26 protein-coding genes are annotated in these 22,587 nt (G+C 42.0%); 18 read left to right on the top strand and 8 right to left on the bottom strand.

Going from position 1 to position 22,587, the window contains the following annotated elements:
- The first annotated feature begins 257 nt into the window (after positions 1-257).
- Positions 258-650, top strand: a complete 393-nt coding sequence (locus tag ES896_RS13430) for a RidA family protein (protein ID WP_007498112.1) — start codon at positions 258-260, stop codon at positions 648-650.
- Between the two features lie 244 nt (positions 651-894).
- Here the strand turns inward: ES896_RS13430 and ES896_RS13420 are convergent, their stop codons facing one another.
- The 3 genes from ES896_RS13420 to ES896_RS13410 are packed head-to-tail and all read right to left on the bottom strand — an operon-like array spanning position 895 to position 1,865.
- Complete coding sequence (locus ES896_RS13420) at positions 895-1,137, bottom strand: DUF2651 family protein (protein ID WP_046342672.1); 243 nt, start codon at positions 1,135-1,137, stop codon at positions 895-897.
- 31 nt (positions 1,138-1,168) lie between these two features.
- A complete protein-coding gene (locus tag ES896_RS13415; protein ID WP_135226876.1) occupies positions 1,169-1,462 on the bottom strand; it encodes a DUF5316 family protein in 294 nt (97 codons plus the stop codon).
- Positions 1,463-1,487: 25 nt separating this feature from the next.
- Positions 1,488-1,865: a VOC family protein gene (locus ES896_RS13410; RefSeq protein ID WP_058336799.1), complete on the bottom strand. Its 378-nt coding sequence runs from the start codon at positions 1,863-1,865 to the stop codon at positions 1,488-1,490.
- Positions 1,866-2,064: 199 nt separating this feature from the next.
- On the opposite strand from ES896_RS13410, the gene ES896_RS13405 reads away from it, so the two are divergent.
- Together ES896_RS13405 and ES896_RS13400 are read left to right on the top strand one after the other, a co-directional pair.
- The gene (locus ES896_RS13405; protein ID WP_370539175.1) at positions 2,065-2,316 is read left to right on the top strand and encodes an excalibur calcium-binding domain-containing protein; all 252 of its coding nucleotides are present in this window, start codon (positions 2,065-2,067) and stop codon (positions 2,314-2,316) included.
- Positions 2,317-2,419: 103 nt separating this feature from the next.
- Positions 2,420-3,199: a Cof-type HAD-IIB family hydrolase gene (locus ES896_RS13400; RefSeq protein ID WP_375831194.1), complete on the top strand. Its 780-nt coding sequence runs from the start codon at positions 2,420-2,422 to the stop codon at positions 3,197-3,199.
- Between the two features lie 86 nt (positions 3,200-3,285).
- Here ES896_RS13400 and ES896_RS13395 read toward each other — a convergent pair whose 3' ends face one another.
- Positions 3,286-3,780: a hypothetical protein gene (locus ES896_RS13395; protein ID WP_041091136.1), complete on the bottom strand. Its 495-nt coding sequence runs from the start codon at positions 3,778-3,780 to the stop codon at positions 3,286-3,288.
- Positions 3,781-3,849: 69 nt separating this feature from the next.
- On the opposite strand from ES896_RS13395, the gene ES896_RS13390 reads away from it, so the two are divergent.
- From ES896_RS13390 to ES896_RS13355, 9 genes are all read left to right on the top strand, one after another.
- Positions 3,850-4,155, top strand: coding sequence for a hypothetical protein (locus ES896_RS13390; protein WP_135226875.1), 306 nt, complete (start codon positions 3,850-3,852; stop codon positions 4,153-4,155).
- 246 nt (positions 4,156-4,401) lie between these two features.
- Positions 4,402-5,535: a response regulator aspartate phosphatase gene (locus ES896_RS13385; RefSeq protein ID WP_041508275.1), complete on the top strand. Its 1,134-nt coding sequence runs from the start codon at positions 4,402-4,404 to the stop codon at positions 5,533-5,535.
- Positions 5,525-5,656, top strand: a complete 132-nt coding sequence (locus tag ES896_RS20420; protein WP_255816864.1) for a hypothetical protein — start codon at positions 5,525-5,527, stop codon at positions 5,654-5,656. The genes ES896_RS13385 and ES896_RS20420 overlap by 11 nt, the downstream gene beginning before the upstream one ends.
- 651 nt (positions 5,657-6,307) lie before the next feature.
- Positions 6,308-7,066: a LamB/YcsF family protein gene (locus ES896_RS13380; RefSeq protein WP_017366630.1), complete on the top strand. Its 759-nt coding sequence runs from the start codon at positions 6,308-6,310 to the stop codon at positions 7,064-7,066.
- 24 nt (positions 7,067-7,090) lie between these two features.
- A complete protein-coding gene (locus ES896_RS13375; RefSeq protein WP_007498097.1) occupies positions 7,091-8,308 on the top strand; it encodes an NRAMP family divalent metal transporter in 1,218 nt (405 codons plus the stop codon).
- A 4-nt stretch (positions 8,309-8,312) separates the two neighbouring features.
- The gene (locus ES896_RS13370; protein WP_017366631.1) at positions 8,313-9,104 is read left to right on the top strand and encodes a putative hydro-lyase; all 792 of its coding nucleotides are present in this window, start codon (positions 8,313-8,315) and stop codon (positions 9,102-9,104) included.
- A 19-nt stretch (positions 9,105-9,123) separates the two neighbouring features.
- Positions 9,124-9,870 carry a 5-oxoprolinase subunit PxpB gene (gene pxpB, locus ES896_RS13365; protein ID WP_098680865.1) on the top strand — a complete coding sequence of 249 codons (747 nt, stop codon included), beginning with the start codon at positions 9,124-9,126 and terminating at the stop codon, positions 9,868-9,870.
- Positions 9,867-10,871, top strand: coding sequence for a 5-oxoprolinase subunit C family protein (locus ES896_RS13360; protein WP_135226874.1), 1,005 nt, complete (start codon positions 9,867-9,869; stop codon positions 10,869-10,871). Before pxpB ends, ES896_RS13360 begins: the two co-directional genes overlap by 4 nt.
- A gap of 14 nt (positions 10,872-10,885) precedes the next feature.
- Positions 10,886-11,659: an IclR family transcriptional regulator gene (locus ES896_RS13355; protein ID WP_007498093.1), complete on the top strand. Its 774-nt coding sequence runs from the start codon at positions 10,886-10,888 to the stop codon at positions 11,657-11,659.
- Positions 11,660-11,693: 34 nt separating this feature from the next.
- On the opposite strand, the gene ES896_RS13350 is transcribed toward ES896_RS13355, so the two are convergent.
- Positions 11,694-12,329 carry an FMN-dependent NADH-azoreductase gene (locus ES896_RS13350; RefSeq protein WP_024720223.1) on the bottom strand — a complete coding sequence of 212 codons (636 nt, stop codon included), beginning with the start codon at positions 12,327-12,329 and terminating at the stop codon, positions 11,694-11,696.
- A 414-nt stretch (positions 12,330-12,743) separates the two neighbouring features.
- On the opposite strand from ES896_RS13350, the gene ES896_RS13345 reads away from it, so the two are divergent.
- The 3 genes from ES896_RS13345 (at position 12,744) to ES896_RS13335 (ending at position 16,753) form a co-directional block, all read left to right on the top strand.
- On the top strand, positions 12,744-13,376 hold the full coding sequence (locus ES896_RS13345) for a GDSL-type esterase/lipase family protein (protein WP_041091150.1): 633 nt from the start codon (positions 12,744-12,746) through the stop codon (positions 13,374-13,376).
- A gap of 85 nt (positions 13,377-13,461) precedes the next feature.
- Complete coding sequence (locus ES896_RS13340) at positions 13,462-14,544, top strand: C45 family autoproteolytic acyltransferase/hydrolase (RefSeq protein ID WP_135226873.1); 1,083 nt, start codon at positions 13,462-13,464, stop codon at positions 14,542-14,544.
- A 121-nt stretch (positions 14,545-14,665) separates the two neighbouring features.
- Entirely contained in the window at positions 14,666-16,753 is a 2,088-nt protein-coding gene (locus tag ES896_RS13335; RefSeq protein WP_035390426.1) for a BglG family transcription antiterminator, read from the top strand.
- Positions 16,754-16,768: 15 nt separating this feature from the next.
- Here ES896_RS13335 and ES896_RS13330 read toward each other — a convergent pair whose 3' ends face one another.
- Positions 16,769-17,380, bottom strand: coding sequence for a class I SAM-dependent methyltransferase (locus ES896_RS13330; RefSeq protein WP_017358489.1), 612 nt, complete (start codon positions 17,378-17,380; stop codon positions 16,769-16,771).
- A 155-nt stretch (positions 17,381-17,535) separates the two neighbouring features.
- On the opposite strand from ES896_RS13330, the gene ES896_RS13325 reads away from it, so the two are divergent.
- Complete coding sequence (locus tag ES896_RS13325) at positions 17,536-18,405, top strand: SDR family oxidoreductase (protein WP_024720227.1); 870 nt, start codon at positions 17,536-17,538, stop codon at positions 18,403-18,405.
- Positions 18,406-18,699: 294 nt separating this feature from the next.
- Positions 18,700-19,122, top strand: coding sequence for a pyridoxamine 5'-phosphate oxidase family protein (locus tag ES896_RS13320; protein ID WP_048002381.1), 423 nt, complete (start codon positions 18,700-18,702; stop codon positions 19,120-19,122).
- 589 nt (positions 19,123-19,711) lie between these two features.
- Here ES896_RS13320 and ES896_RS13315 read toward each other — a convergent pair.
- Together ES896_RS13315 and ES896_RS13310 are read right to left on the bottom strand one after the other, a co-directional pair.
- Positions 19,712-19,894 (bottom strand): hypothetical protein, encoded by a 183-nt coding sequence (locus tag ES896_RS13315; RefSeq protein WP_008347162.1) that lies wholly within the window; start codon positions 19,892-19,894, stop codon positions 19,712-19,714.
- Positions 19,895-19,907: 13 nt separating this feature from the next.
- Positions 19,908-20,126 carry a hypothetical protein gene (locus ES896_RS13310; RefSeq protein WP_024720228.1) on the bottom strand — a complete coding sequence of 73 codons (219 nt, stop codon included), beginning with the start codon at positions 20,124-20,126 and terminating at the stop codon, positions 19,908-19,910.
- Between the two features lie 160 nt (positions 20,127-20,286).
- On the opposite strand from ES896_RS13310, the gene ES896_RS13305 reads away from it, so the two are divergent.
- Positions 20,287-22,536, top strand: a complete 2,250-nt coding sequence (locus ES896_RS13305; protein WP_240688382.1) for a hypothetical protein — start codon at positions 20,287-20,289, stop codon at positions 22,534-22,536.
- The last annotated feature ends 51 nt before the right edge of the window (positions 22,537-22,587 follow it).

Here is a 22,587-nt window from a genome sequence, read left to right as displayed (position 1 = left end):
GAATCAAAATATTGCACGATATCATTTATCATTTATTTTTGACTGTGGTTCATTTATCAGGTAGGATGAAATGAATCTAAACCTTGCTCACGCAATCAAAAAGGAGTGTTTCGGCCATGAAAAAGAAAATATTGATGTTCTTACCTTGTGGCTACGGATACTCCACTGCTGTTTTCTTTTAGGATAGACAAAAATTGGTGAAGTCTGTCTACAGGAGGAAAAACACGCAGAAAAATCATAGTGAGTGAGGGATTTACATGGAAAAAATCACGAGAAAAAACCCAGAAAGTATGCCGAAACCCGTTGGCAACTACAGTCATATCACAAGGGTGCCAAAGGGTGCGGGGTTATTTGTGACATCAGGTCAAGTAGGGACAGGAGCGGATGGACAGATCCCATCAAGCTTAAACGACCAAGTCACCAATACGTTTGAAAATATAAAGAGAATCCTTGCATCAGAAGGATTGAATGAAGAACACGTCATCAAAGTCAATATTTGGGCAACAGAAGAAATTGATTGGGATCATCTATATCCACAGTGGGATGCAATCTTCAAAACGGCATATCCATCAATGACCGTTGCCTATGTGACTGCATTAGGGTGGCCAGAGCTGAAAATCGAAATAGAGCTATGGTGTGCGGATATTTAATCAAAAAAAGAACAGTGCAAACTGTTCTTTCAGCGTGTAGACAAACCCTCGCATTCGCCCGCAGTCCTGCGTGCTGGTGCTCACGAATGTCAAATTCGCTCCGCGCCAGTACTTGTCCTTCCTAGGGCTGCAAAGGTTTTCTATCACGCTGAAAAGAAGACAAAGGGCTAAAATAAAGAATCATTTTAGCCCTTTGTCAACAATCTGAAAGAACAGTGCAAACTGTTCTTTTTTTGATGAGTATTTATGAAACAGCTTTGAATCGCTTTGTAATGAACGCACCGAGAAATGCACAGACTGTGTAGACGATGACCCAAATGAGAAAGGTTTTATTTCCACCAATAGAGGTGAACATCAGAATCACACTCGCTACCAGCACAATCAAGGTGGGAAACCAAATGTTCTTTAAAAACAATGTACCGAAAATACCAATCAGCACAGAGATCATAGGTAAACCAAATACAACGAATAAGACAAAAACAGCCATGTTAATTACTCCTTTGAACCAAATCAACTATTTACATAAAAACATATAACAGTGCTGCACCCATATGCGGAAGGGCAAAGATGATGAAAAGAAAAGCCGTATCAAGACGAAACATCCGGTGTTCTTTTGTTTCAGAGTGATAGGCCGCTCGTGCCTCTTCCCCGTTGGTCCATGCACCCATAAGAAATCCAGATGCAACGAACGCAATAATAGAGGTTCCACCACTGACGAATCCAATCCATTCATGGTGCTGTAATATGAGCGCCGCACTGCAAATCAACAGCATGGAGCAAACACCAGCAAAAAAAGCATGTTTCTTTCTCATTATGCTTCACTCCTTCAGACAGCTATTAGGAGACCGCATCACATATTTCAATGAAATGTCCATCAGGATCAGACACATAACTGACCGTTTGTCCCCACGGCTTCTTGGCAGGTTCCTTGATGACAGGTACTCCTTTTTCCTTCAAGGATGCAATTGTTTCATTCACATCATCCACAACAAAGCCAATCTCAAACGTTTGTGACGAGCTAACTGCCTCTGGAACAGGCAGACCAAGTGACTCTTTCACATCTTGGCGTGAATTAATCGATAAGGTCACTTCTCCTGTATCAAACTCAACATAGGATTCAACCCTCAATTTAATCGGGAAACCGAGGATATGATGGTAGAACTGAATACTTGCTTCAACATCGTTTACATATAGAATGGTATATTTCATTTTCATGTGGAAAGCTCCTCTCTTCATATACGTGTCAAAACCGGAAAGGTTTCCCACTCATTTTACCACATAGGCAATAAGATTCATTTAATTCCAAAAAAACCAATATTCCTACCTCAATCGTCTTGAAAAACAAAATGTGGTGACATATGATAAAAATGTAAAACGAGAAAAAATAGGGGGGACTTACATGTTGAAAAAAATCATGGTGGCTGTCATATCATTCGGTCTTTTACTTAGCTTTACACAAGTTGACACTCACACAGCGGATGCAAAGACAGTCAAGTACAAAAACTGCAAAGCACTCAACAAAGTGTATAAAGGCGGCGTGGCAAAAAGCAAAAATACGAAAAACAAAGGTGGAAAAACGAAGTACAAGCCTTATGTATCAAAAGCACTTTACTTAAAAAATAAACACCTTGACCGTGATAAAGACGGCATTGCGTGTGAACGTTAAGAAGAAGAAAAAAGACCTGTCACAAGGTCTTTTTTCTTTGGGATCAAACTCGTCCCTTTGTGCCATCTTCATCTTTATATTAAAATAAAGATAGATTCAAAAAATGATACAAAGTGGGGTACTCAATTTGTCAACACAAGCTGATAAGAAAGACATCCGATTGATTGCCATTGATATGGATGGCACGCTGTTAAACAGTGAGCACGTCATTCCTGAGGAAAATAAACAAGCCATTAAAGAAGCAGAAGCCAAAGGGGTCCATGTGGTGATTAGCACAGGACGTACGCTGATGACATGCAAAGAGCTGGTCGAGCCGCTGAAACTCTCTTCTTATCTTGTTACAGCGAACGGAAGTGAAATTTGGGATTCAAACTTCCAGTTGATCGAACGGGAACTGCTGCATCCCGATCACGTTCAGATGATGTGGGATCTAAAAAACAGATACGAAACCGATTACTGGGCATCTACTGTGGATAAGGTGTGGAGAGGAGAATTCCCAGAACGCATTCATGACCACGAATGGTTGAAATTTGGTTTTGATATTCATGACGATGCTGTTCGTGAGGAAGTCCTCCATACATTAAAAACAAATGGACAGCTAGAAATCACGAATTCCAGTCCAACCAATATTGAAGTCAATGCAGCAGGAATTAACAAAGCGGCAGCTCTTGCAAAAGTAGCAGAACGCATTGGCTGCACAATGGACAACGTCATGTCACTTGGCGACAGTCTGAATGATATGGCGATGATTCAAGAAGCCGGATTAGGCATTGCAATGGGCAATGCACAAGAAGTTGTGAAAGAAGCGGCTGATTGGATTACAGCTCCTAATACAGAGCACGGGGTAGCAAAAGCCATCCAACATTGGGTGCTGTCTAAATAAACGAGTAGAAAAACAGATTGTTGACAAAGGGCTAAAATGAACTTGATTTTAGCCCTTTGTCTTCTTTTACGTGATAGAAAACCTTATTAAAAACTTACAAAGAAACCAGGTAATACAGGGAATCTATCCCCAAAGGAATCTTCTGCACTTCCTGTTAGAAAAACCTTTCCGCCTTTGTTTTTATTAATATCTACAACACTTGAAAAACCAACCCCGGAAACGCCAAAGCCTCTAATAGGAACGTCTCTTTTAAAACCACTTTTATATCTTAACTTTAATTTTCCATGAAAAACCCACGGACCTTTTGCGGCTGGCTTAACACTCCAATAAATATGCCTACGATCGCCAGTTACACTTAATGAAGCCGTTCCACCCGGTCCCCATTGTGTTGTGTTAGTGGAAACTTCCCCGGCTTTCTTTTGTAAAGCAAGTTCGCTTATTGAGGTGTTAGGCAATGTTTTTATAACAGAATCATATTTCCCACCAAAAACGACTTCTGACTCACTTGCTGAAACGGAACTCGAAAAAACAGTTAAAGCTAGAACAGAAACTAAAGCAAGGCTAATCATTTTTTTAACCACTATTTACACTTCCTTACAAATTATTTTTGAGTTATAATTCATAGAAAATCTAGGAGGTAATAAACAAAGATGATTAAACATGCGAATAAATTGAAGGCTTTTCTCGACTTAATGGCAAACCCTGAAAAAACTGAAAATGCAATTCAAGACTTCCACACTTCCGGGGGGAAAATTATTTTCCAAGTTGATTATAAAAATGTCGATATTGCTTTAAAAATAGCCAGTTTACTTGGTGAAAACACATCAAATTATAGTATCCAGTTATTTCATTTCCCCGGCACTGATGATATAGATTTTATTCAATTTGCAATATCAGAAATTCATGAGCCCAAGCTGCTAAATTTTTTAGAGGAAATGCCCGAAAAGTGGTCATAGAGCTGTTTGTTTACCATCTACTTCCATTGTATTTAATTACAAATGTACATATAAAAGGAATTAAAAACAAGGCGAGTTACCTTAAAATTCCCTTAATTTAGACAATTCTCCTTCAAGTTAACCATGATTCCACTTTTTTTCATTTTCATATGTAGACATAAATTGCGGTTTGTTTTCGGTGTGGAATTATTCGGAAAATGATAATATATGTCATTATAGGGAATGGCAAGGGAGGGGTAGGGTCTTATGGAGATAGTTCTATCTTCTCATGTCGGTATGAAAATCAATGAATGGTATTATCATATTCAAAGATTTAACGTACCGGACGCCGAAGCATATAAAGAAGAAATAAAATCTTTGCTCGATGATATGGAAGAAAATCAAGATTTATTATTGTATTTCTCACTCATGGAGTTCCGACATAAATTAATGTTGGATTATTTGAATCCATTGGAAAATGGGAAAGAGCGCGCCAACTTTAGAGAGTTAGCAATGAAAATAAAAAAGGATCAAGAGAAATTAACAGGCTTGCTAGATTATTATTTTAACTTTTTCTACGGCATGTACGAATTTGAAAACTATGAATACCTCAACGCTATTACCTTCTACAAACGAGCAGAAAAAAAGCTATCTCTTGTAAGTGATGATATTGAACGTGCCGAGTTTAATTTCAAGATAGCGGAAATCTATTACCACATGAAACAAAACCACATGTCTATGCACCATATAGCCCAAGCAATAGATTGTTACAAAGAAAAAAACACTTATACTGTTAGGCAGATACAGTGTTCTTTTGTTATTGGATTAAATTATATTGATATGGGTTGCCCTGAAAAAGCAATGCCTCATTTTGAATACGCACTAAAAAAAGCTTCTGACAACTCAACAAAAAGATTAAAAGGATCGGCGCTTTATAATATAGGATTAAGTTATTTCCACAATGATGAACTACTAATGGCTATCAAATACTTTAACGAATCAATCCATTCATTTAAAGAACAAGGATACGAACATTTAAATAAAATTCTTGATCCGATGGTTATGTTGACAAAGTCATATTTTAAAACAGATCAAAATGATTTAGGGTTATACGCCTTAAACGAGGGAATAGAATTGGCTGGAAAATTGAAAGATGACATATTTCTAAATACATTCACTCTATTGAGATCATTGTATTTAGAAAACAATGTTAGTCGTTTAAAAGAAGCAATGGCTTATTTGGAGTCAAAATTTCTTTATGCGAATCTTGAAGATTTATCGAAAGATGCGGCGAAGCATTATAATAAGGCAGGAGATAAAGAGCGTGCAAACGAATTTTATGAGAAGATTCTTTATTTCCAACTCCAAATTAAGAGAGGGGATTGTCTTTATGAAATTTAAATCAGTAGCAGCCGTATTAATTATTGTCAGTGTGTTAGGTGCTTTTAGTTATGTTTCATCTAACGATATCCATAATGAAGCCCAACGGGGACATACAACAAGTATCGGTTATTTTGCTTAATTAAAAAAGCCCTTTTCGGGGCTTCTTTTTTATTTGAATCTCCATTCCTGCTTCTCCTTATCCCACGCCAGTTCATTTCTAGACATAAGGTCTCTAACGGTTTTTCTAATGGACTGTTCGTCTTTTCCTGATCATATTATATATGATCCTGTATAGCTTCCTCTCAAGATCATTCATAAAATCACCACCCTGGACGGACTATCTTATTTGAATATCTTTTTCATTAGCTTGCCGGTTGTTTTACCCGCAGCACGTCGCATGATACGTTTTCCGATAGTACCCTTTTGAACGGCATTGACGTCACCCAGGTATTTTGATGTCTTATAAAAGAATGATCTTATATTGTTTATGTTCATTTTACGCTCCTTTTACGTCTGTCCATTATTAAAAAACTCCCCCAATACTCCCCCAAATGAATGCTTTTATCTGCATTTATTTACGAACGTTTGTTCTTTTTTAATGTTCAAAAAGGTTGATAGAATAACCTTTTTGAGAATGAGACCGAAAGTATGCAAGAGACACATTCTACTAGTTCTATTGTTATATTTTCTGACAATTTCATGTGCAGTCTATCCAAAGTTGGTATAATCAATATAAATTCGAATATTCGGACTTTCTATTCCGCAATTCGGAACGACAAGGAGGGGTCCTATGTATCAAGTGGATATTAACTGTGATTTGGGAGAAAGTTTTGGTCAATACACCATCGGTTCAGATGAACAAATTCTTGAATATGTTACCTCAGCCAATATTGCATGCGGTTTTCATGCGGGAGATCCAACTGTGATGAGAAAGACGGTTAAAATGGCACTGGATAAAGGGGTTCAAATTGGTGCACATCCAGGTCTGCAAGATTTAGTCGGTTTTGGCAGACGTCCAATCGCGATCTCAGCAGAGGAAGCCTATGATCTTGTGATCTATCAAATTGGTGCACTATCAGCCTTTCTGAAAGCAGAAGGCGGTACGATGCAGCACGTCAAACCACATGGCGCCCTTTACAACATGGCGGCTAAAAATACTGAATTATCTGAATCGATTGCGAAGGCTGTGTATGATATTGATCCTAACCTTGTGTTATTTGCGCTGTCAGGCAGTGAACTTGCGTTAGCAGGGGAAAGAATCGGTCTTCAAGTGGCACATGAAGTTTTTTCTGATCGGACGTATCAACCAGACGGGACACTGACATCACGCCGTGAACCTCATGCACTTATTGAAGAGGATGAAAGGGCAGTTCAGCAGGTCATCCGTATGGTAAGAGAGGGGAAAGTGCGGACAGTGCAAGGGGAAGATGTTCAGCTCAAAGCAGATACGGTGTGCATCCACGGGGATGGCAGTCACGCGCTTCAATTTGCAAAAACCATTACAGCGAAGCTAAAAGAAGCCACTATTCAACTCAAGGCCTTTCGATAAATCGTCATCAAAGGGGGAAACAGCATGAAAAGAGAGAAAGCCAAACAGATGAAAGCTCCAAAAGGGAACCGTTCTATGCTGATGGGCGCAGCCTTTTTAATGGCAACGTCCGCCATTGGACCGGGATTTTTAACACAAACAACGGTGTTCACACAGCAGCTCGCAGCTAGCTTTGGGTTTGTCATTTTGATTTCCATTTTGCTAGACATTTTTGCGCAAACAAATGTATGGCGTATCATTGCCGTCTCGGAAAAAAGAGGACAGGACATTGCCAATATGGTTCTGCCGGGTCTTGGATATGTGTTAGCCTGTTTGATTGTCATTGGGGGTCTTGCCTTTAATATTGGAAATATCGCCGGTGCGGGTCTCGGTTTTCAGGTCATATTCGGCGTCGATCCCCGCATAGGGGCTGGGGTCAGTGCAGTCATTGCCATTCTCATTTTTGTCATCAAAGAGGCAGGAAAAGCGATGGACCGATTCACACAAATCGCTGGTTTTGTCATGATTGGTCTGATGCTGTATGTGGCTATTTCCACAGCACCGCCAGTTGGAGAAGCTGTCATGAGAACTTTCGTGCCAGAGAAAATTGACATGTTATCAATTGTCACACTTGTCGGCGGAACGGTTGGCGGCTATATCGTTTTTGCTGGTGGTCATCGTCTGCTGGATGCTGGCATTAAGGGGAAGGAAGCATTGCCGCAAGTGACGAAAAGTTCCATTTTCGGTATTTTAATCACATCCGTGATGCGTGTGGCTTTATTTTTAGCCGTTCTAGGAGTTGTCTCAAAAGGCTTGCAGATTGATCCGTCGAACCCGCCTGCGTCTGTTTTTCAATTAGCATCTGGAAATGTTGGATATAAAATGTTCGGGATTATTATGTGGGCTGCTGCCATTACCTCAGTCATTGGAGCGGCATACACCTCCGTTTCCTTCTTTAAAACCTTCTCACCAAAAATCGAGAAAAATCAACGAGGCATTATCGTTGGATTCATTGCGCTCTCGACCATTTGTTTTATCACGATTGGAAGACCTGTGAACATATTGATTTTGGTTGGGGCCATCAATGCATTGATCTTGCCGCTTGCACTCGGAACATTGCTGATTGCTGCCTATAAAAAAGAAATTGTCGGTGATTATCGCCATCCATTCTTTTTGACAGCAACAGGTGCGTTTGTTGTTGTCATCATGGCAATCATGGGCGGATATACCATCATGAATGAAATTCCAAAACTATGGAGCTGATCACATGAAAGCATATCAAACCTATAAGCCGTCACAAATCAGGGAATTGATTCGTAAGCAGAAGATCACAGGCCCAACGGCTGGCTTTGCTGAGGGATTTGCGCAAGCCAACTTAATGATCGTCAAAAAAGAGCTAGCCTTCGATTTTCTTTTATTTTGTCAACGGAATCCGGCTTCGTGCCCTTTGCTTGATGTGCTCGACCCAGGTGATCCAGTGCCAAGGCGTTCAGCACCTGATGCGGATATTCGAACGGATTTCCCTAAATATCGTGTTTACAAAAAAGGGGTTCTTCAAGAAGAGGTAACAGATATTTCTTCCTATTGGGAGGATGATATGGTGGGCTTTCTCATCGGATGCAGCTTTACGTTTGAGCATGCACTGATGCTGAATGACATTCCTGTCCGCCATATTGAAGACGGTCATAATGTCCCAATGTATCAAACGAACATTTCATGTGAAAGGGCAGGTGTATTCCATGGTCCGATGGTTGTCAGCATGAGGCCGATCCCAGCACATCAAGTCACAAGAAGTGTTCAGGTGACGTCTAGATTCCCATCTGTACATGGCGGTCCTATCCATATAGGTGATCCAGCTGTGATTGGCATTGAACATGTAGATCAACCAGACTTTGGAGAACCATCTGTGATCAAAGAAGGGGAAGTCCCGGTGTTTTGGGCATGTGGTGTGACGCCGCAAGCCATCGTCATGCACACTAAGCCAGACATTGCGATCACCCATGCACCCGGTCATATGTTTATCACAGATGTAAGAGATCAAAAGCTCGGTGTCCTGTAGAAAGAGAGGTGTCATAAAAGTGGCATTTTCAACGATAAAAGATACGATCACGTTCCACCCGCTAGGAGACGCAGCCATTGTCATCCAAGCCGGGACTGACATAAGTGAAGACATTCATGAGCGTGTGAAGCAGCTGTTTTTATGTATTGAACAGCATCCATTTGACGGATATGTGGAAGCTGTTCAAGCCTTTACAAACGTGACCGTCTTTTATGAGCCCTATAAGGTGTATCAATCTGCTCAGCTTAAGCAACGTGCGATCTCTCCGTATGAATGGGTCAAAGACTATATTGAAAACCTCCTTGAAGACAACTGGCAGGAGGGGAATCAGGCAAAGCGCCGGATCGTCGACATTCCTGTATGTTATGGAGGAGAGCTCGGTCCTGACTTAGAAGAAGTCGCCCGTATCAATGGTTTGACGCCTGAAGAAGTTGTACGCATTCACACATCCGGGAGGTATCTTGTCTATATGATTGGGTTTGCTCCTGGGTTCCCGTTTTTAGGCGGACTTTCTGAAAAAATTGCAGCTCCGCGTAGAGAAACACCAAGAATGTCGATTCCAAAAGGGTCTGTGGGTATTGCGGGGAAGCAGACAGGGGTTTATCCGATATCTACACCGGGAGGCTGGCAGCTCATTGGACAAACCCCTTTGTCCTTATTTCGGCCGAATGCTGAGAGACCTAGTCTTCTAAAGGCAGGGGACGAGGTTCGATTTGTTCAACTGTCTGAAAAGGAATTTTTCAGCATGAAGGAGGAAGATCGTTGAGTATGCATGTCATCAAGCCAGGAATGTTCACCACCATTCAAGATAAAGGGAGAATAGGCTATCAGAAGTACGGTGTGTTAACGAGCGGCGGCATGGACCCGCTCTCACTCCGAATCGCCAACATCCTCACCGGGAATCAAGAAAACGAAGCGGTGCTGGAAATCACTTTAATGGGGCCCGGCCCAGTGTTGACATGTCAGAAGGATCAGCTGATCGCCGTGACCGGTGCTGATGTGGAGATTGAGATTGACGGGGAACAAGCGCCTCTATGGAAACCGCTCTTCATTCGAGCAGGAAGCACGATCACCTTTGGCCCTTGTAAGAGGGGATGCCGCTCCTACCTCGCTGTAGCCGGTGGATTTGATGTTGAGCCGGTGATGAAAAGTAAAAGTACGTATGTCAGAGCGAAGATAGGCGGGGTAGAAGGGCGTCCGCTAGAAAAAGGAGACGTCCTGCCGATTGGAGAACCGTCACCACTGGCGGTGAGCCTCGTTCACATGTTAAAAAGCAAAGGGGAACGTGCGCCAGAATGGACAGTCAATCATGCGCATTTTTTGCCTCTCGGGAAATCACCAGTCATTCGGGTGCTGGCAGGCAGACATCTATCTCATTTTCAGGAAGAATCGCAACAAGCTTTTTTCGAACGGTCTTATCAGGTCACTCCCCAATCTGATCGTATGGGATGCAGATTGAAAGGGGAACCGATTCGTTTAAAGCAAAAGCTTGAATTGATTTCAGAAGCGGTTGCTTTTGGCTCTATTCAAATTCCTCCTGACGGCCAGCCGATTATTTTGCTCGCAGATCGCCAGACGACAGGTGGATATCCCCGTATTGGTGAGGTGGCAACAGTCGATTTGCCGCTCATTGCGCAGGCGATGCCTGGAGCGAATCTCACGTTTCAACAAATTGACCGCCAAGAAGCAGAGCAAGCCTTATTCACACAAGAAGCAGAGATGAAGGACCTGACGGCAAGATTAAAACTCGAAGCATTTCCGTTTTAGAAAAGGTGAGAAACATGCAGAACACAAATAAAACCGTTGTGAAATCAATGGAGATATTACGGCTTTTTATCACGCACGAACAATTAACGTTAAATGACATGATTGAGCTCTCGAGCATGCCCAAAACATCTGTACATCGAATGGCCAACTCGTTAGCCGATATGGGGTTATTAGAAAAGCATCCTTCAGGTGTTTACCGATTAGGCTTGATGTTCCTTGAATATGGTCAGCTTGTCGCCGACCGCCTCGATATCCGTAGAATTGCAAGGCCGTTTATGGAAAACTTGCGTGATGAGGTAGGTGAGGCTGTTCAGCTCATTATTCGTGAAGGAGATGAAGCCATTTACGTTGAGAAAATGGAAGGAACGCAGCCAGTCCGGCTCTATACCGCTGTCGGAAGAAGATCTCCACTATATGCGGGAGCTTGTGCGAGAAGTATTCTTTCCTTTTTGCCAGAGGAAGAGAGACTTGCCTATATTGATTCGGTAGAGCTCGGGAAAATCGGGATTGGAACCATTACCGATAAAGATGTCCTGCGAAACATGATCGAAGAATCAAACAGGCGCGGATATACGTTAAGCTATTCAGAGCTTGAAAACTATACTGCGGCTATTGGAGCGCCCATTTTCAATCATCATGGAGAAGTGGCAGCAGGCATTAGTATTGCAGGGTTTGAGGCTGGCTATCAAAAGGAACGGCTTCCTTATTTAATTGAGCAGGTCAAAAAAGCGGCCAGTGGCATTTCAAAAGAATTAGGTTTTGCATCTGAACAAATAAAAAGCCAATGACCGTTAAGATCATTGGCTTTGTGCGTGTTCATGATTAGAAAGTTTTACCTAAAGCTTTTGCACGTTCGATCGCATCTGCTTTAATTTGTTCTGCTTTTGCAGGCTCAGCATTGTGACCTTCAACAATAAGACCTTCGAAAGAAGGGATACCGAAGAAGTTTGCAATTGTTCCAAGGTAACGGTGACCTGCTTCAAGTTCAGCAGCAGGACCTTCAGTGTAGTATCCGCCACGTGCTTGGATGTGTAGCGCTTTTTTGTCTGTTAGTAATCCAACAGGACCTTGCTCAGTGTATTTGAATGTTTTACCAGCTACAGCAACAGAGTCGATGTATGCTTTAAGAACTGGTGGGAATGAGAAGTTCCAAAGTGGTGAAACAAATACGTATTTGTCAGCAGAAACGAATTGATCGCTTAATTCGTTTAGGCGAGCAACTTTCGCTTGCTCTTCAGCTGAAAGTGTATCGAAGCCAGCACCAGATTGAAGCTTGCCCCATCCAGCGAATACATCTGCATCAATGTGAGGAATGTTTTCTTTGTACAAATCGATATGTACAACCTCGTCACTTGGATTTGCTTCCTTATAAGATTCGATAAATGCTTTAGCAGTAGCCATACTGTAAGAAACTGTTTCATCATGCGGATGTGCAGTGATGTATAAAACTTTTGCCATGTTCATTCAATCCTTCCTGTTTCAATGATTTTTTTAGCGTATCCCAAAGATACACTGAATATGTGGCATCTTTAATCATATTGGAATGCTATGAAAAAGATGTAACAAGCACAGTTACATAAAAACTGATATTTTCATTGTAATCACTATATAGTTTGAAGTCAAGGTATAAAGTCTTGAAATCAAGATAAAAAGTTTGTAAATTTTTCTGAAACGCTTCAAAGCTGCGATTTAAGCAAAAAAACCCTACTCCCATTGAACAAAAAATGGATCGATATCGCAAGTAAAGTGTTTGTAAATGCGCTCATCCTGCTTCTTTGAAAAAAAGGTGGATGCCTTTAAGCCATCTGCTACAAGCATTTGTTCTTCTTTTTCGTATATATAAGAGAAGGCAGGAGAGAGTGAGGGATAAGAGTGGGACGATCCTATGTTGCGATTGGAGATTCCTTAACGGTTGGGGTGGGGGCACGTTTATTTGGCGGCGGTTTTACGGAGCGATATGCGGCGAAGCTTGAAAAGAAGCTGCATATACCGGTGAAACTGTCCGTATTTGCGAAATCAGGGTTAACAACGGAAGAGATCTTGCAGCTTTTTCAGCGGTCTGATGTAAGACGGGCGATTGCTCATGCTGACATCATCACCATCACAGGCTGCGGGAATGATCTTGTTCAAGCTGTTCTGCAGTATGAAAAAGGGGAAGATGAAAAAACACTGCTGCAAGCGTCTATGCATTGTCAGGCGAATTTTAGCAAGATGGTTCAAGAAATCGCTCTGATAAAAAGAGGACAGCATCAACCATACTGCGTATATTTATTGAATTTATATAATCCTTTTCCTGAGATTCCGATCGCCGAGAGATGGCTGAAGCAATACAACCATCACCTTGGCCAGCTTGCTGCGAATCCACATGTAGAAGTGGTGGATATTTACGGTGTATTTGAAGGACATCAAAGCGCATACTTATCGATTGATCAATTTCATCCGAACCACAAAGGATATGAAGCAATGGCAGAAGCGCTGTTTCAACAATCCGCTAAGCAACTGTGATCCCTCGGGATTGCAGTTTTTTCATTCTTTTAAATGAAGGGCTGTTTCGATATGATAAAAGAAACAAGACAAAAGAGGTGGATGCATGCAGGAGATGAGTGCGTATTTTCATGAATTGAAAGGAACAGCTTATGAGGTAGGAAAGCAGCAGGCTATTTGGCTGAAGGAGCGCCCTTTGCTTAAGAAACAATACATTCAATCAGAACCGTTATCAAAAGAGGCTGTGAAGGAAACGAAGCAGCTGATTCGACCGTTTCTTCCTCAGTTAGAGGAAGAGCTCACGGGATTTTGTGATGAAATGCAAATAGATGAAAGCAATTTGACCTTTTTCTATTCTTCGCATCTTCAGCCAGGCTGTTCCCATTGTGTGATGCAGGGAAATGAGGCTGCCAATCAACAAACGGTGATGCTTCGCAACTATGATTTTTCTCCGCTGTTTGATGATATGCGTCTTGTATCTACACATGTGAAGGGCTCAGCAGTCCATACAGGCTCATCATTAATCTTATTTGGCAGATCTGATGGGATGAATGAGCATGGTCTATCGGTCACATTTTCTGCATGCGGTCCGCCTATTGGCAACGAACCAGGCTTAAAGCCGCCGGCTGTTGCTGGCTTGCAAGTATATCATGTCATTCGTGCTGTGCTAGAGTCCTGTAAAATGGTGGAGGATGCCGTCCGTTTGGTACAGGAAATGCCCGTCGCGTCAAATGTTCACCTAATGCTTGCCGACCGGCAGGGAGAGGCGGCTGTGATTGAAATGATTGATGGGCAAAAAAAGGTGAGAAGGCCGGAGCGTGGATTTATTGCGGCTACGAACCATCCGCTTGCTGATCACACGGCAAAAGGGTTGACGAAACATCATTCTGTTGTCAGGTACGACATGTTAATTCAAGCTTTAGAAGAACAGCCGTCAAGCGAGTCTCTTACGGAACTATTTCAGGCAGAATACCCTGCTGGTCTGACTGTGCACAATTATGAAGAGCTGTTTGGGACGATGCGAACCGTCATGTTTCGGCCGGAGGAAGGGACGATGGAGTATTGCTTTGGCTCTCCCGTCTATCATCCTACCTATTCATTAAAGGTCGGGGGCACACTGCCATTTCATGAACAAACGATTCAATTTCATCAAAAGGATTATGGACCATCATTTTGGAGAAACGTGTGAGTCTTTCATTTTGTCACAGCCTGTGTGCCAAATTTAGATCAACTTCAGGTTGCATCAATTAGTGAAAGCGTTTTATATTAAAGTGTGACAATAGACCTATTTAAGCAGAAGGAGGCATTTCATGTACATAACGGCACGAGAACAGAAAGTGATCAAATATATGATTCAGCAAAATCGTTATGTCACCATTCGTGAGATCGCCGATTCTGTTCAGGTAAGTACAAGAACCATTCATAGAGAACTTAAATCCATTAAACCTATTTTAAAGAATTACAACCTATCACTTGATAAACAGCCGGGGAAGGGCTTGAAGGCGGTCGGTGAACAGGAAGACAAACAGCGGCTTCTGTCTCATATTTCAAATGAAGATCAAATTGAATATAGTTCTGATGAACGGAAGCTCTTAATCCTGTGTGCCCTGCTCGAAGCAAAGGAACCGGTGAAATTATATACACTTGCAGCCGACTTGCAGGTTACAAATGCGACCATCAGCTACGACTTAGATGAACTGACGGACTGGATCGCTCCCTACGGTTTACTGCTTATCCGCAAGCGTGGGTACGGCATTGAATTAAAAGGGCCGGAGGAAGCCAAACGAAAAATTGTCGGGAACCTGATCGTTGACCGTCTCGACATTCAATTATTTCTCGAAACGATTGAGATGAATATTAAACATCGAACGAAAGCGACTGAAAAGGTATTTGGGGTAGTCAGTCGAGGACAGCTGCTCAAGGTAGAAAGGCTGCTCTTTCATTTGAAAAACAGACTCTCTCTCTCGTTGTCAGATAGTGCCTATATTGCACTTGTCGTTCACTTAACCTATGCCATTGAACGCATTCAAATCGGTGAAACCATTCGGATGGAAGAGGAAGAATTGCTTGAATTAAAGCGGACGAAGGAATTTGAATCTTCACTCAGAATCGCACGAGCATTAGAACGCATGTTTAATGTAGAGATTCCTGAAGCGGAGGTCGGCTACATGACCATCCATTTGCGCAGTGCAAATCGAAGCTTTACGGCAGAATACCGCATTGATGAGATTGAGTTAGATATCGCGCTGAGAACGAAGAAACTCATTGACTTTATTTCTCATAAAACAGGTTACCATTTAAATGAAAACGATTCATTGTATGAGGGACTCGTGTCTCATCTTGAACCAGCTATGAACCGTTTAAAAGAAAAGATGCGGATTTACAATCCGCTCACACAACAAATAAAAAAAGACTACTTCTTGCTGTTCATGGCGATTGAAGAAGGTGTGGAGCGCTTCTTTCCTGAGATCGAATTTCCAGAGGATGAAATTGCCTTTATCGTACTTCATTTTGGTTCGGTGCTTGAAATTAAAAAAGAAGAAACAAAGATTCATGCATTGGTCGTTTGCTCAAGCGGTATCGGGTCGTCAAAAATGCTCGCATCACGATTAAAAAAAGAACTGCCTGAGATCGCCAAATTCGATCTATCTTCCTTAATGGAGTTAAAGGAAATCGACGCGGCGAGCTATGACATGATCGTATCAACCGTTCCGATCCCATATGAGCATATTGATTACATTATGGTCAGCCCGCTCTTAAACGAGGATGACGCAGTGCGGGTCAAGTCTCATATTAAACGAAAAATTCCTTATCTGATTGAGAAAAAAAGAGCGCAGGAATCTGCAAAAGAATCGGTGGAGGAAACGGTTGATATGATAGGAATGGCAGAGCAAATCACGAATTATATGTCAGTGATTCGCAGCATCTTGTCCCATTTTACAATAGAAAAAAAGAAGACAATGGAGCAGCATGAGACAACAATGAGAGAGCTGATGCGTCAGGTTGAAAGTCAAGGCTATTTAGAACGTGCAGACGAAGTGACAGCCGGTTTACTTGAGCGTGAGCAGCAAGGTGGTTTAGGCATTCCAGGAACCGAGTTTGCTCTTTTTCACTTAAAGCATGATCTCATTAAGAAACCGGTCTTTCATATCTATGATCTTGATGAGGCATACGAGATCAAAAGCATGGATGGCGGGCAACAGCTCATGTCCAGAATGCTCCTCATGCTGGCGCCGCTAGAGCTTGGCAAAGAAGGGTCTGAAATGTTTAGCCTGATCAGTTCATCCATCATTGAAAGCGAAGAAAGCATGGCGCTTTATGGACAAGGAACAAAGGAAGAGATTGAACAGAAATTACATCAACTTTTTTATCAATTTGTCAAAGAGGCAAAATGGTAAGAAAAAGCCGAGAGCTTATTCGCTTCTCGGCTTTTTTGCTGTGACACAGACAGCGAGGGTGGGACGAATCTCTTCATATTCAACAGAAAACTGATCAAATCCAGCAAATTCTAAATCATTGAGGATGCTTTCGCCCATTTCTTTTGTCCGATTGGCGTCTGCTCCTTTTTCTCTTGGCTGCATCACAATGACGAGTTTTCCGCCAGGTTTCAAGGTGTGATAAAGGTTGAGTGCGCCAGCCTTTGGGTCATCCCAAATCGTATAATTGTTAACAGAAAGTACTTTGTCATACTGATCCGCCGGCAGGCGTGTTTTTTCAATTTTCCCGACATACAGCCGGACCTGCTTCTCTTTGGATCGTTTCTTTATACGCGAATGCGCCTGTTCCTTCATAGTTGAAGAAGCATCTAGTCCATCAATGTGAAGATCGTCATAATGCTTGAGCATATGTTTGATGCTATAGCCGGGGCCGTAGCCTATTTCCAAAATGTTTTCACCATCTGATAAATCTAAATGCTGGATCGCCCATTGATTCAGTGCCTTATTTTCATTTGCCATAATAAAACCTGCGATGCTTCCGAGCCAACCTTTTGGTCTGCTAAAGGTTTTAGAAATGGTTGATAGCATGTGAGAACGCTCCTTTTTCATGTTTATGTAACCGATTTTTCCCATCCTGAAACCTGTCAGTTTTCAAAACGCATTGATGACGCATAGGGATGTTTGAGTAAAAAAATGAAGTGGTAATGAAAGGATACATCAACAAATCAAGGAGGAGCTTACACATGGATTTACGTGAATACTTAACAAATGGCATTCCGCGCCAAACGCAGGATCAGCAGCCGGGCAGTGAAAGAGAAATGAATCCTGCGCCGATCTATGAGGATGAATCGTATAAAGGGTCTGGTAAGCTAAAAGGAAAAGTAGCGCTGATTACAGGTGGAGACAGCGGAATTGGACGTGCCGTTTCTGTTGCGTATGCCAAAGAAGGAGCTCATGTCGCGATCGTATACTTAAATGAACATGAGGATGCAGAGGATACGCAAAAACGTGTAGAACAGGAAGGCGTCAAATGTTTAACAATTGCAGGGGATGTCGGGGACGAAGCCTTTTGCGAGAAAGCGGTAGAAAAGACAGTTGAAGCCTTTGGACAGCTGGACATCTTAGTCAATAATGCGGCCGAACAGCATCCGAAAGAACGTATTCAAGATATTTCTAGTGAACAGCTTCACCAAACCTTTAGAACCAATTTCTATTCTTATTTTTATTTTACGAAGAAGGCACTCGATTACTTAAAACCGGGAAGTTCCATTATTAATACAACATCTATTAACCCGTATCGAGGCAACAAAGTGCTCATTGATTATACGGCGACAAAAGGGGCCATCAACGGCTTTACTCGTTCTATGGCACAGTCGCTTGTGAAAGATGGTATTCGGGTAAACGGTGTAGCGCCCGGCCCAATTTGGACGCCGCTCATTCCATCTACATTTGATGAAGACAGTGTCGAAAGCTTCGGGGCCGAGACGCCAATGGGAAGACCAGGACAGCCTGTGGAGCATGTAGGCTGCTATGTACTGCTTGCTTCGGACGAATCGTCTTATATGACGGGACAGACACTTCACGTCAACGGCGGTTCCTTTATGAATACATGATCAATAAACACGCCGCCCAGCTTTGATTGGGCGGTGTATTTAGTATTTCTTCCGATTCTTCTGTACAGATGAGACAGACCATATGATAATGCCCACAACAACCGCTGCAATAACAAGTGAACTCAAATGGAACATCGTTTCATGATGCATGTTCAACTTCCCCTTTCAATGTGTCCGTTTTTTATAGCATCAGCTAGAAGATGTCTTTTTATGAAAAACACATTTCTTTGTTTAATGAATGGATTGTCGTGGAAACCTAAGAGTACGGATGACATTTTGAAGGAGTGAAGATACATGTCACAAGAAGAGTTAAAGCAAAAGGTAATGAACTTATTAGACGAACAAAAAGTTGGAACATTGGCGACTGTTGAACAAGATAAGCCGCATACCCGCTATATGACTTTTTTTCATGAAGGGCTGACATTATATACACCAACAAGCAAAGAAACACATAAAGCTGATGAGATTGAAAAAAATCCGAATGTTCATATTCTCATTGGTTATTCAGGTGAAGGATTTGGGGACACATATGCAGAAATCGCAGGTAAAGCCACATTAACTGATGATCCAGAACTGATCGACAAGCTTTGGTCTGATGAGATGGAGAAATGGTTTAAAGGAAAAGATGATCCAAACCTAGTAATCCTTAAGATTGACCCAACCTCCATTCGTTATATGAACGAAGGAAACCGGACACCAGCAGAATTATCACTTTAACACTTGCGTAAGTTGGGGGAACGTGTTATAGTTTTATATTAAGTGTTGAAATAGCAAATAAATAAAGAAAGTAAACTTTCTTTTTTCTATGACATAATGAGAAGCAATAGAGCTTCTACTTGATAAGAACGAGACGCTGTCAAAGCGAACAAACTTATTCTTTTCCTTCTGCAACCGCCCCCCTATAAAAGCGGAAGAATGGAAAAAAGACGTTTTGATTTACAATTCACACTGGCACGGCTTCGGAGCCGTAAGGACGAATGAGAGGTAGGGCTTTCGTTGTCTTGTTATCCAGAACTTCCATGGCGTTTACTTTCAAACGTAGGTTCACTCGGAACACATATGACACACTGATATGATCGAATCTTAATTCATACACTCCGTGACGGAGATTAAACATTGATTATTTATTTGCATGAAAAGAGTAAGAAACGGGCTGCCATCTATTTGGCAGCCTTTTTACGTTTTAAACAATAAAATAGGAAAAAGGAAGAAAAAAAGCGGACACCGTCCGCATGACATCACCTTTAACAGGATTCTCCGCTCACAATAGAACTGCTCATCGACAGAAAGAGGAAATGCTTCATCATCACTCACTTCGCCCTTTCTTCTGATACCTCCAAATCCGGCCAATAAAAAAGAACATCACCGTAAACAAAATAGAGAAGATCAACATGTCCAGCAGTGTCACGCCTCTATCTGGATGCACAACCCCAAACCAAACCCATTGAAGAACAAAAGAGATAGCAAAATAAAAGATGGATTCTTTCATGAAATTCTCCTTTTCACTTGTTTTTTTGACTGTTTAGCCACACCATCCAGATGAAAAAGGAACAAATGGCGCATGCGAGCAAAGTGACAGGCGGCAAGGTGTACCAGCTAGTCAGCCCCTTTACAAAGCACATATAAAAAAAGAAAATGGTAATAGATACGAGCACCCCTTGCTTGAACCAACGGGGAACACGCAGCCAAGCCGCTAGAATGATCGATGATAGCTTATCCATTGAGATAACATCCTTTTTTTGAATCTGATTGGATTTTATCGTAAACAATCAAATATGTAAAATATGGATTTAGAAAGTTGGAATGGTATTCTTCTAGCATGAAACATTCTCGCTGCACTGACGTATAAGAAAAAGGAACTCCATGAAAGGAAGCGATCAAGTGAAAAGAATACCAGTGATTTTCCTCAGGTATATTGTCTTCTTTATTCCAGCAATCATTCTTAGTGTCTTGGTGTGGAACCATTACCAAGATGATTTGTCCGCAGGGAAAGTAACAGAGTATGACATCAAACGAATGTTTACATTCGATGAAGGAAAACGAGTGGTGAGTGCTGTATCAAAAAACCAGCAGCTCCATTTTGCAATGTATGATCCTCAATCAGGAAAAAGAATCAGTGAATGGACCACAGCAAGCGATTCGTTTAATGAAATGCTGCCATCCATTCAAGGGAACCATCTCTTAATTGCTTTAAAAAATAAAGACGAGCAGCTGTTGATCGAGAAACTGTCTCCTAGCGGAGCAAAGAAAGAACTCGTCAAGCAAAACTTACAGATTCCCTCATTTTTAAAAACGAATACATATCAATGGAATGGACGTCTTGTGTTTACAGGAGAAATGGAAGGCGCTGCTGCGGTCCTCGGTGAGCTAAAGAATGGTCAGTTTCATGTCCACAATCTCAACGAGCTGAAGCTGCCAGCAAGACCTGTTTCCATCGATGTCGTCATGAATTCTTTTAGAGGGCAGACCCCATTCCCTATGTTTGAATTGACTTTGAAAAATGACCAAAAGGCGTATGTCAGCGGAATCTCAAATGAGAAGCATCAGCTTGGGGTCTATGTCTCCAAAAGTGCAGAACCGTTCAGCCTCATCGAAGATAAAGTCGTGCAGCAGCTGCAAAAAACGATCGGATCATCACAAAACGTGGCTGTCGCTGTCGAAGCCAACTATCCAAAAAGACCAAGGAAAGTGGATGCAGAGGGAAGGCTTGGGGAAGTCGTCCCAACACCAAAACCGATGTACCAAACCTTTATCTACCAGCTGAATGAAGAAGAAGTTCTTCTTTTAGGCTCTACAGCAAAGGACGAAGCAAAAGGCAAGCTGACTGGTTATATTTATAATCATCGCACGAATAAGGCGACGTCTGCCAGTAAGCTGTCTCAGTCGTTGTCATATGAATCTTTACAAAAAGAAGATCTCTCTTTTCATAAAAATGTGAAGAGCGATTGGCTCTATTATTCACTTGGCAACCAATTAACGGGGGCCTTTGAGACGAAAAGCAAACAGCTAAAGGAATTCCCTTTGCAAAAGGTCATCTCAATCGAAAATGCCAGTCCAGCCCACCAAACGTCTGTTGACACCTTTATGCAATATGTCATGAAGGGCGGACCACTCATTCTCAACTGGGCGATATGGCTCTTTATCCCACTGCTGTTATTTGTGCTAGCGATCTTCCTGCCACCGATTTTGAGGCTGGTGAGAAAGAACAAGATAAAAGACAGTGTCACATTAGAAGCCAATATTGTATCAGTCAAAGAAACGGGTACCTACATCAACGAACAGCCGCTGGTCAACATGCAGCTTCAATTTCAATATGATGGGAGAAATATCGAGAAGGCGGTTAAAACGGTTGTATCCTATACTCAGATACCGCAACCGGGTCAGCGTATCGCCATTCTCTACAATCCGAAAAAGAAAAAAGCGATGCTCTTAAAAGAAGGTGACTTCTCGCAGCCAAGCGAGCCAAAGTTCATCAAAGGCGCTATTTTAAGAAACATAGAATCATATGGAACCGTAGGACGAGGCACCGTCTTATCACTTACATTTGAAGCAGATCAGAAAAGGTATACCATTCCGATGATTCAAGCCGCTGGTTTTGAGTTTAGAACGGGAGAAAAAGCTGATCTCGTTGACATCAGCGGTCAGTTGAAAATGGCAGCCTATGGTCATGAAGTGCGGAATCGATCGGGGAAAGATGTGACGTTAACAGGAACGATCCAGCGTGTGAAGCAATATCCAATGGCCATCCATGAACAAAAGCCAATTCAGCTTGATGTGTCGGTTTCAAACGGAGATGAGTCTATCACAAAAACGGTCAGCCAATTCATCCCTGATCATATGCAGGTCGCAGCCGGCACTCAAATCACGATCCAGACAAAGAAAGAAGAGCTGGATAGAGAAATGGGTCTTATGCAAGAGAAACAAGGAAGTGCAAAAGTGACCCATGTCACATTTTCCGGTGTCATCGGCAACCAGCCGTTAGCGATCATTCAGGTTGAGAGAGATGGCATCATGTATGAAGTGAAGCAGCCAATCGATCCAATCACTAGCGTACTGCCTGGTGATGAATTATGGGTGGCGTATCACGACATGACGCGTCAAGCAGCCATTGTGAAATATGCATCGATTTAAAAAAGCGTTCCCCAGCGTGAAAAAAAGGGCTAAAACGAATTTCGTTTTAGC

Origin of the sequence: Bacillus sp. 005/A4HT-01/001, assembly GCF_004634445.1 — a bacterium.
GTDB lineage: Bacteria > Bacillota > Bacilli > Bacillales > Bacillaceae > Bacillus > Bacillus altitudinis.
The sequence above is the reverse complement of the archived record's forward strand: the minus strand, read 5'-3'. Positions and strand labels throughout refer to the sequence as shown.

What these genes read in the sequence shown, in the direction of transcription:
- ES896_RS13380 (WP_017366630.1), top strand. Translation starts at nt 6,308, where the DNA reads ATGTATCAAGTGGATATTAACTGTGATTTGGGAGAAAGTTTTGGTCAA.
- ES896_RS13325 (WP_024720227.1), top strand. Translation starts at nt 17,536, where the DNA reads ATGGATTTACGTGAATACTTAACAAATGGCATTCCGCGCCAAACGCAG.
- ES896_RS13410 (WP_058336799.1), bottom strand. Translation starts at nt 1,865, where the DNA reads ATGAAAATGAAATATACCATTCTATATGTAAACGATGTTGAAGCAAGT.
- ES896_RS13430 (WP_007498112.1), top strand. Translation starts at nt 258, where the DNA reads ATGGAAAAAATCACGAGAAAAAACCCAGAAAGTATGCCGAAACCCGTT.
- ES896_RS13415 (WP_135226876.1), bottom strand. Translation starts at nt 1,462, where the DNA reads ATGAGAAAGAAACATGCTTTTTTTGCTGGTGTTTGCTCCATGCTGTTG.
- ES896_RS13375 (WP_007498097.1), top strand. Translation starts at nt 7,091, where the DNA reads ATGAAAAGAGAGAAAGCCAAACAGATGAAAGCTCCAAAAGGGAACCGT.
- ES896_RS13320 (WP_048002381.1), top strand. Translation starts at nt 18,700, where the DNA reads ATGTCACAAGAAGAGTTAAAGCAAAAGGTAATGAACTTATTAGACGAA.
- ES896_RS13355 (WP_007498093.1), top strand. Translation starts at nt 10,886, where the DNA reads ATGCAGAACACAAATAAAACCGTTGTGAAATCAATGGAGATATTACGG.
- ES896_RS13335 (WP_035390426.1), top strand. Translation starts at nt 14,666, where the DNA reads ATGTACATAACGGCACGAGAACAGAAAGTGATCAAATATATGATTCAG.
- ES896_RS13405 (WP_370539175.1), top strand. Translation starts at nt 2,065, where the DNA reads ATGGTGGCTGTCATATCATTCGGTCTTTTACTTAGCTTTACACAAGTT.
- ES896_RS13330 (WP_017358489.1), bottom strand. Translation starts at nt 17,380, where the DNA reads ATGCTATCAACCATTTCTAAAACCTTTAGCAGACCAAAAGGTTGGCTC.
- ES896_RS13340 (WP_135226873.1), top strand. Translation starts at nt 13,462, where the DNA reads ATGCAGGAGATGAGTGCGTATTTTCATGAATTGAAAGGAACAGCTTAT.
- ES896_RS13420 (WP_046342672.1), bottom strand. Translation starts at nt 1,137, where the DNA reads ATGGCTGTTTTTGTCTTATTCGTTGTATTTGGTTTACCTATGATCTCT.
- ES896_RS13315 (WP_008347162.1), bottom strand. Translation starts at nt 19,894, where the DNA reads ATGAAAGAATCCATCTTTTATTTTGCTATCTCTTTTGTTCTTCAATGG.
- ES896_RS13370 (WP_017366631.1), top strand. Translation starts at nt 8,313, where the DNA reads ATGAAAGCATATCAAACCTATAAGCCGTCACAAATCAGGGAATTGATT.
- ES896_RS13400 (WP_375831194.1), top strand. Translation starts at nt 2,420, where the DNA reads ATGATACAAAGTGGGGTACTCAATTTGTCAACACAAGCTGATAAGAAA.
- ES896_RS13350 (WP_024720223.1), bottom strand. Translation starts at nt 12,329, where the DNA reads ATGGCAAAAGTTTTATACATCACTGCACATCCGCATGATGAAACAGTT.
- ES896_RS20420 (WP_255816864.1), top strand. Translation starts at nt 5,525, where the DNA reads ATGAAATTTAAATCAGTAGCAGCCGTATTAATTATTGTCAGTGTGTTA.
- ES896_RS13390 (WP_135226875.1), top strand. Translation starts at nt 3,850, where the DNA reads ATGATTAAACATGCGAATAAATTGAAGGCTTTTCTCGACTTAATGGCA.
- ES896_RS13310 (WP_024720228.1), bottom strand. Translation starts at nt 20,126, where the DNA reads ATGGATAAGCTATCATCGATCATTCTAGCGGCTTGGCTGCGTGTTCCC.
- ES896_RS13385 (WP_041508275.1), top strand. Translation starts at nt 4,402, where the DNA reads ATGGAGATAGTTCTATCTTCTCATGTCGGTATGAAAATCAATGAATGG.